The sequence below is a fragment of the Vicinamibacteria bacterium genome, assembly GCA_035620555.1.
Lineage (GTDB): Bacteria > Acidobacteriota > Vicinamibacteria > Marinacidobacterales > SMYC01 > DASPGQ01.
Genome location: DASPGQ010000766.1, coordinates 1 through 7,711, shown reverse-complemented (window position 1 = coordinate 7,711; position 7,711 = coordinate 1). Strand labels below are relative to the sequence as shown.

At 64.6% G+C, this 7,711-nt stretch carries 2 protein-coding genes; both read right to left on the bottom strand.

The window, feature by feature from the left end; translation table 11 throughout:
• Positions 1-4,656 (bottom strand): translocation/assembly module TamB domain-containing protein (locus VEK15_30740; protein HXV65111.1); only part of this gene is annotated, 4,656 nt, incomplete at its 3' end.
• Between the two features lie 33 nt (positions 4,657-4,689).
• The gene (locus VEK15_30735) at positions 4,690-7,554 is read right to left on the bottom strand and encodes a hypothetical protein (protein ID HXV65110.1); all 2,865 of its coding nucleotides are present in this window, start codon (positions 7,552-7,554) and stop codon (positions 4,690-4,692) included.
• Positions 7,555-7,711: the final 157 nt, after the last annotated feature.

The following is a 7,711-nucleotide window of genomic DNA, read 5'->3' as shown; positions in this document are numbered from 1 at the left end:
TTTTCCGGGGTCGTCACCGCTCCACACGAATTCCGTAGGTTTGCCCGCGCTGATCTCGAAAACGAGGCGCAGTCGTTGGGCCTCGTCGGATTCGGTCCTGACCTCGACGACGGCGCTCGAGTAGCCCTTCTCGACGAGTCTTCTCGTGAGACGACGCGCCTCGTCCTGAGCCGTCCAGTAATCGTAACGTTCGTTGGCGCGAATCTCCGGCTTCCAGTCGAAGCCGTCGGGAACGCCCCGAAGCGATACGTCGGTGAGGCGCTCGATGGATTCACGGTCCGCACCTTCGAGACGCTGGGCCCGCGCCCCGCCTCGAAGGTCGAGGTCGAACCTCTGGCTCACGCCGATAGCGTAGTCGTTCGAGTTCTCCTGAATGCCGCGCAGCCAGACGTTGCGAGCCACGCGATAGTCCAGGATCCAGAGTCGCTTCTCGGCATCGTTGAGCGCGATGGAGTAGGTCGCGGAAAGTCGATCGGTCACCGGGACACCGAGGGTCAAGCGAGACGTGGGATCCGCCTCCTCGGCTAGGACGAGCGGTCCGGCGCCGGGAGGGGGACCGTAGGTGATTAGGTCTCCCAGGCCCTCGTGTAGGAGGTCGGCGAGCGACGCCATCATCCAGGTGGAGGCGATCTGCTGACCTCCCTGCCCTGCTTGCTCGAGCGTTCTTCCCGTCACGAGTAACGAGGCCAGGTCTCCTTCGGTGAGCTCGGGGCTCTCCGGAGCGGTGAGGCGGGTCCGCAGATCGTCGGCATCGCCCTCGAGCTCGATCTGGATGAGCGTCTGCCCGACGCGAGTGACAGCGAGGAGCTCGAGACGGGGCGGCATCATCGGAAAACCTCTCAAGTCGGCGCGTCCCTGCCGTACCTGAAAACGGTTTCTGCCGATCTGGATGAAGCCGTCGGGCAGGACGGTGACGATGCCGTCGACCTCGGGCACCGTGAGCGTCCCCCCCAGAGAGACGTTTCCGGCGAGCTCGAGCTGCGCCATCGAGTTCTCGACGATGAGGTTCCGCCGCGTCGCGATCCTGACGTCGAGCACGAGTCGATCGGCGACCCCTGGGCTTTGCGTGGGATCGCGCAACGACGCACGTCGCCCACTGAAGCCGATGTCCTCGTCGTCGATCTCGCGCGTGAGGAGACCTCGATCGAGGTAAAGATCTCCCGAAAGCCTGAGGGTGTCGTCCCTCGAAAGGAGTCCGATCGATCCGGAGGTCTCGACGCGAAGACCGTCCATGAGCTCGAGAGGGAGGCGTCGGACCTCGACTCGCAGATCGACGCCGAAGGCATTGGGGTCGAGATTCACGTATCCACCTCCCGAAAGAGCTCCGGGTCCAGTGGAGGCCGTGAGATTCAAGACGAGGATCTTCGAGCCTTCGAAGACGAATCCCGCTGAAACGTCCTGGAGCACGAACCTGGGCTCGCTGAGCATGAACCTTCCGTTTGCCAGAGCCCCGCTCCCGGTAACTGCGAGCCCTTGTTTGGAATAAGCCACGTCGACCTCGAGCTCGGCGCGGCCCTCCGAGGAGAGCTCGGGGATGTCGCCCAGCACGGCATCGATGACGGAGAGGTCGATGGCTCCGGCCGCGGAAGCCTCGAACCGCGGCTCGCCCTCCACGTCGAGAGTTCGCAGGCTGAGCGACAGCTCGCTGTCTTCGCCTCGAAGTCTCATTGTCGAAACGTCGAAGCTCTCACGGTCGAGGCGCCAGGACGCGGGCTCGCTCAGGTCGAGCCTCCGACCTCGCGCTCGAACGGTGAGATCCTGGAGATTGCCGCTTCCCGAGATCTCGGAGAGCGAAGGGCCGGTCACGTCGAGCTCGCCGTCGAGGCTCACGACGACGCTGAGATCCTTTCCCTCCTCTTCCCGCAAAAGCGGCGCGATGTCCAGGCCCTCGAGCGCAAGCTTCACCTGTCCGGCAGGGAGGTTACTCCGGAGCGGGATCTGTCCGTCGAGGGTGATGCGTCCACCGAGGAGGTCCCCGCCAAGGGCGAGGCGATCGATGCGATCGTCGCTCGCCTGCGCCCTGAATGAGACATCCCGCCAGACGATGTCCTGGAAACGCCCGTCGCTGTCGGCGACGTCGACGTTTCCGATAACACGAGGCTCCCTCAGCGAGCCGGTCAGCGCGAGCTGGACCATCGCTTCGCCCTGAACTTCGAGCTGGGGAAAGGCCTCTCGAAGAATCTCGAGAGGTAGTCGCGCGTCCAAGGCGACATCCATCTCCTTGGCCTCGATGAGGGGAACGGCCCCGGTCAGAGACGCGTGTCCAAACGGACCCTCGAGGTCGAGCCCTTCGAGTGCGATCTCTTCGAGAGTGCCGTGGACGTGAACGGGTGAGCTCGTCGCCGTCCCGGCTTGGGTCGTCACCGCAAGCTCCCCGAAGCGCGCTCGGTAGCGGAGCCCTCGAGGGTCATCGAGCTCGGCTTCGATGACCGCGTTTCCAGCCGCTCGCACGCTCCATGCCGAGAGGATCTCGAGACCCGACGCCCGGGCGAGCTCGTTCCAGGGAACGACTCCGAGGTCGGTCTCGAGGCGGAGCGGGAAGGGTGCCTCCAGTCCAAGGTTGCCGTGTAGAAAGGGAGTCCGGTCGAGGGTACCTTGGATCGACATCTGACCCGCCTCCGCACGGGCCGTGATCAGGCCTTCGGGCAGCGCTCGGTCGTGAAGAGTGAGCTCGCTCACGCGCAGGTTTGCCAAACCTTCGGGAGCGTTACGAGTTCCCTGAACGGAAAGCTCGAGTGATGCCCGTCCCGCGAGACCAGGAAGGAGATCCTCGAGCGTGACCGTGTCGACGTCCAGCATCGCCTCGATGCGATCGGTCACGAGATCGTAGCTGCCCGATGCGACGATCTCGCCGCGAGGTGCCATCGAGGCGCGGAGCTCGTCGAGCGTGACGGTGTCACCGGCTTTCTTGACAGTGAGCTGCGCCACGCCTTCACGACCGTAGAGCGACACGGAATCGAAGCGTACTGAGACGGTCGCGTCGGGCGAGCGGGCCGGACCCTCGATGTGCCCCGAGGCTTCGGCGACTGCCAGCCGGAGAGGCCCGAGCTGGGGAAGGCGGATCCCGCTCCCGGTGAGATCCAGGCTCCACACCCCGCTCGAGCGCAGAGGCGCAGCCCCTTGCACCTCTAGCTGACCATCCCCACCCTCGAGCGCGAGCCGCTTCACGGTCGCGGTCTCGAAGTCCCCCGAAAGCCAGCCGGTGAGCACGAAGGGCTCGTATCTAATCAAGAGGTCGCGGCTCGAGAGTCTCGCCCACCAGGCAGGCGCAGCCAGCGTGCCTGCGAGCTCACCGTCGAAGTGCATGGCACCCTCAGCCGGAAACGGCAACGAGTCGATCGAATGCGGCGCGACACTGGCGGAGACGCCCAGGTCGAGACCTCCGTCGAGTCTGATCGTGCCCTCGACGGAGACGCTCGCACTCGGGTTCGATAAACTCAGCGTGGATGGGGAAACGGTCACCACTCCCACGCCAAGAGAGGCTCTGACGGTGCCATCCGCACTGGGTAGCGTCGTCGAAGCGACCGGAGACAGACGCAGCTCGGCCGAGCCCGTGGTTCCGTCAACGGCCCAGTCCTCAAGGTCGAGGTGGATCGCCCCAGCGCTGCGGCTCGAAAGTGGGAGCCTCTCGCGAGCGAGTGCGAAAGCGAGCTCCGAGGGGTCGACGCCCTCCCAGCTCAAATCCAACACGCGGTCGCCGTCCGCGTCCAACGAAAGAGCGGCCTCGAGCGCGAGTCGGCCTCCGAAGGCGTCGGCCTCGAGATCGCGAATCCGGAGCGCTCCTTCCGCGAGCTCGGCGAGGCCGGAGATATCGCGAAGGGCGAGGTCACGAAAGCCCAGCTCTTCCGAGCGCAGATGAGCCTCGAAACGAGGCTTCCCCCCTTCCAGCCTCGCCCGACCGGTCGCAGTGACGACCCCACGAAGATCGAGGGCTTTGTTCACGAAACGTGCGAGCGAAGCTTCGAGCGCCGCATCGAAGAGGAGGTTAGCGCCGATCGGTCGGGCAAGCGTGAGCTCGCCCTCGGTGCGTACGAAGGAGGCATCCTTGTATAAGGACGCCGAGACGATTCGGAGCCTACGAGGTGCGAGGATGGCGTCCGCGTCGAGAGGACCGAGGGCGATGTCCCCTTCCGGGCTGCGGATCTGGCCTCGGGCCGCGTGGAGGGCGAGACGGTGCCCTTCGGAGCTGAGGAGGAGGTCGCCATCCACGTCCTCGAAGCGGAGTTGCCTTTCGTCGAAAAGCTCGAAGGTTCCGCGCTCGACTCGAAGATCCTCGAGATAGCGAAGAACGGCGAGTGGCTCACCGCGGGGGGTCTCAGCCGAGCCTTCGGGAAAGCCGAGGACGGTGAGCTCCGGCTCTGAGATCTCGAGCGAGACTCGCGGAAGCCCCGTGATCTGCAGCCGCACGCGCGTCGCGGTCAATCGGTAGGAGCCACCGTCGGGTACGGCCGCAAGGTCGTCGAGCTCGAGCTCCCCCCGCCAGAGACGGTAGTCGAGCCGTTCGATGGTCGTCACCCCCGCGATGAGCCGACTGAGCACCGAAGCAAGAAGCCGCCGAGCACCCTCCTTGGCGGGTCGGCTATGGGCAACGGCGAAGAGGAACCCGAGTGCTACCAAGGCTCCGAGGATGCGCTTGATCCTGCGGTGGCGTCTCATGCCGAGTGCCTATTGAGCCTACGAGAACCAACGCTACTGCTCGAACACCTCGTAGGCGACGATACGCCAGTGGCCGTTCTCCTTCATCCAGAGAAGCCCGAGCGCGCCGCCGCCGCGCACTTTGAGGCGAAAGAGCGTGGCGAAATAAGTCCCATACATCTGGGGATCGCCGGTGGCGACGGTTTCGCCGCAGAGATAAGGTGACGCGTCGCCGTTGGTGAGCTCGAGGGTCGCGAAATCCCGCTCGAAGGGCTGGGCCTGCACCCGGATGGATTCACGCCAGGGCAGGACGACATCGATGGCCTCGGTCAAGTTGCGGACGACGCCTAGCTCAACGTTGATCTGCCGCATGCCGTCGCGAAGTACGGCTGCGGCTTCTCGCTCCCGGTGCATCTCGAGATCGTTGTCGTCGTCGGTATTGACACAGGCAAGAATACGCGGCGAGATGAACTGCGCCGACTCGTCGATGTCTCGCCGCACGAGCCAGTCGGTCAGAAATTCCTGGGCGGCGTCGTGCAGCTCGGAGGGCTCCTCACCATAGGGACGATTCGGCGGGAGAGGCGTCGGTATTTCGGGAGGCTCCCGTGAGAGGAGGTCGGGTCCGGCTTCCTCTTTCTCTCCGAACGGTAGACGACCGAAGACATCCTGCCACCAGGCGACGAAGCCGCTCCACCGTGCCGCATGTCGTTCGGGATTATCCCCGGCGCGAACGTCGGAGTTGGAAGAGGTCAGGTGGCCGTTGAACATGGCCTGGGGAAACTTGCTGGAACGATAGTCGACGTCGATGTCCGCCTTGTCGCCCTCCTCGGACATCGAGAACTGGATGCTCGGCAGACCTCCGCTTTGGCGATAGCTGTAGGGGTAGCCGACGTGGTAGACCGTGTTCAGGTGTCCGAGCTCGAATTGTTGCGATTGCTCCAGCACGTGTCGCGCGCCCTCCTTCAAATACACGTAGAGCCGGAACTGCTCGTCTCCCGAGCGGCCGTAGTACTGGCCGGCGATACGTTCGACCCCGGTAACGAGATCAATGGCACGGCCGAGGGAGCTTCCGCTCTCGTCGGTGAGCGCCGAGCTCATGAGCGCGTGGGTCACGGCGTCGTAGGTGGTGCGCTCGGAGATGGTGAGCGAATCGAAGTACTCCTGGGGGGACAGACCGAATCCCGTCCGCTCGTTGTAGGCCTCCGCGTATCCCTCGAAGAGCTCTTTCTGCACGTCCTCGAGGTCGGTGTAGCGGCTCACGCCGGTGTCGACATCGAGACTCGGGTCGGCGATGAGCTTTCCCGGCCAGTCGTACTCGAGGCCGACGAGCTCGAGCCGACCCGTCTGCATTCGAAAGTAAGCGACGGTGACCTTTCCCGGTTCGCCCGCCGACACCCGCACCGCGAAGTAACTGCCCTCGTCGGCAGAAGACGCGGCCGGAGGGATCGCGGGGGTCGGGGCGGCGGCACCGATGAGCTCATGCCTCTCTTGTTGATTGTCGAAGAGACTCCACTGGAAGGAATAGTTTCTCGGCCCCGAGAAGCCCCGTTCGACGGCGAGATCGGTGAAGTGGAGCTCATCGTCTCGCACCCCGAAGTCGACGATCGGCAGCACCTTCGCAAAGTAAGTCGCGAGAAGGCGATCTCTTCGCTCGATGAGGCACCTCACGATCCACGCCTCGGCCTCGGGATTGCTGTAGCGGCCGGTGCTCACGAGCGTTCGGATGTCGTCGTCGGTAAAAGCCGCGAGCTGCTTCGCCGCCCAGAACGTGTCGTCGGGAAGCCGATTGGCGAAAGGCGCTGTCACCGAGTCCGGCTTCCAGCGCTCGGGGTCGAAGGCCTCGTAACCGAACCGGCCCACCGAACGGTAACTACCGTAGTTGGCTCGCATCCACGCGGGAGTGTAGACGCCCATCCCCGCGACGTTCTCGAGAGTCTGGCTCAGATCGAGGAGCTTCTGGTTGCCGTCCCAGGCCTGTTTGCCCTCGCGGCCGCCGCTTCCCAATGTGGAGACGAAGTCGACGAGGTAATGACGAACGATGGGAGCGCCGTTCTCGCTGACGAGCACGTCCAGCGTGTTGACCGCTTGCATTTTCGTATGATTCAGCCAGGCGGAGAAGACGAAGAGGCCGCGCAGATCCCGACGATGCTCGTGGGGCACCGTGTCGTTCGGATCGTCGTGGCGCGTGCCAAAGACCTGATAAGGGCCGAGGAGCGATCCCCAGGATCCGGGTACTCGCGTCGCCACGGCGCGATAGCCGCGCCCCGGGTCACCGGCGACGTCGCCGAGGAAATCGTCGATGTCGATCTCTTGGAGGTCCTGGGTCCCGCCGATGCTCGTGACGCGCTCGGCGCCTTCCTCGATCGCGAGCCGATCGCGCTCGACCCGAACGATGTAGCTTTCGGGAACGTGGTAGCCGAGCGCGTGAAAAATCTTGGACGACACCACGTCCGCGCCCGTCGCCAGCTCCGGCCAGTCCGGGGGATCGAAACGGAGCAGATACATTTGATCGGTGGCATCGGCAATGAGAATGCCCGGACGGAAGCCGTACTTCTTCACCGTCAGCACCCGCCAGGGGCCGAGTGTCGCAGGCGGGCGATCCTCGCCCGGCCCCCGGCGAAGCTCCTCCTCCGTCATGCGGCGCCGTGCGTGCCGATTTTCGTACCAGGGGCTATCCATCACCTCACCGAGAGTGCTCACCCCGCCCGCCGGAATCACGCCGCGCTCGGGATGGCCCTCGCCCGGCGTTCCGAACGCGTTGCTGAAGAACTCCAGGATGGAGCTCAGGGCGCGCCGCTGCGGATCCGGCGTCGGCCAGAGCTCGGGGACCTTCTCGAGCGGATCGTCCGGATAGAACTTCTGAGCGAGGGCCGGCGCCGCCAGGAGCGAAACCATCAAGAGGGAGACGCCGAGCTTCACTCGTAGATCCCCCACCTCGTCCTGAAGATGTCGCTGAAGGTCCACATGAAGCGAAAGCCCTCTCGACCCGCGGCGAAGTCGATTCTCATTACGTAGGCGTCCTGGAGCTTGAATCGGAAGCCAATCCCTCCGCTCCATTCGAGATCGGTGAAGTCGA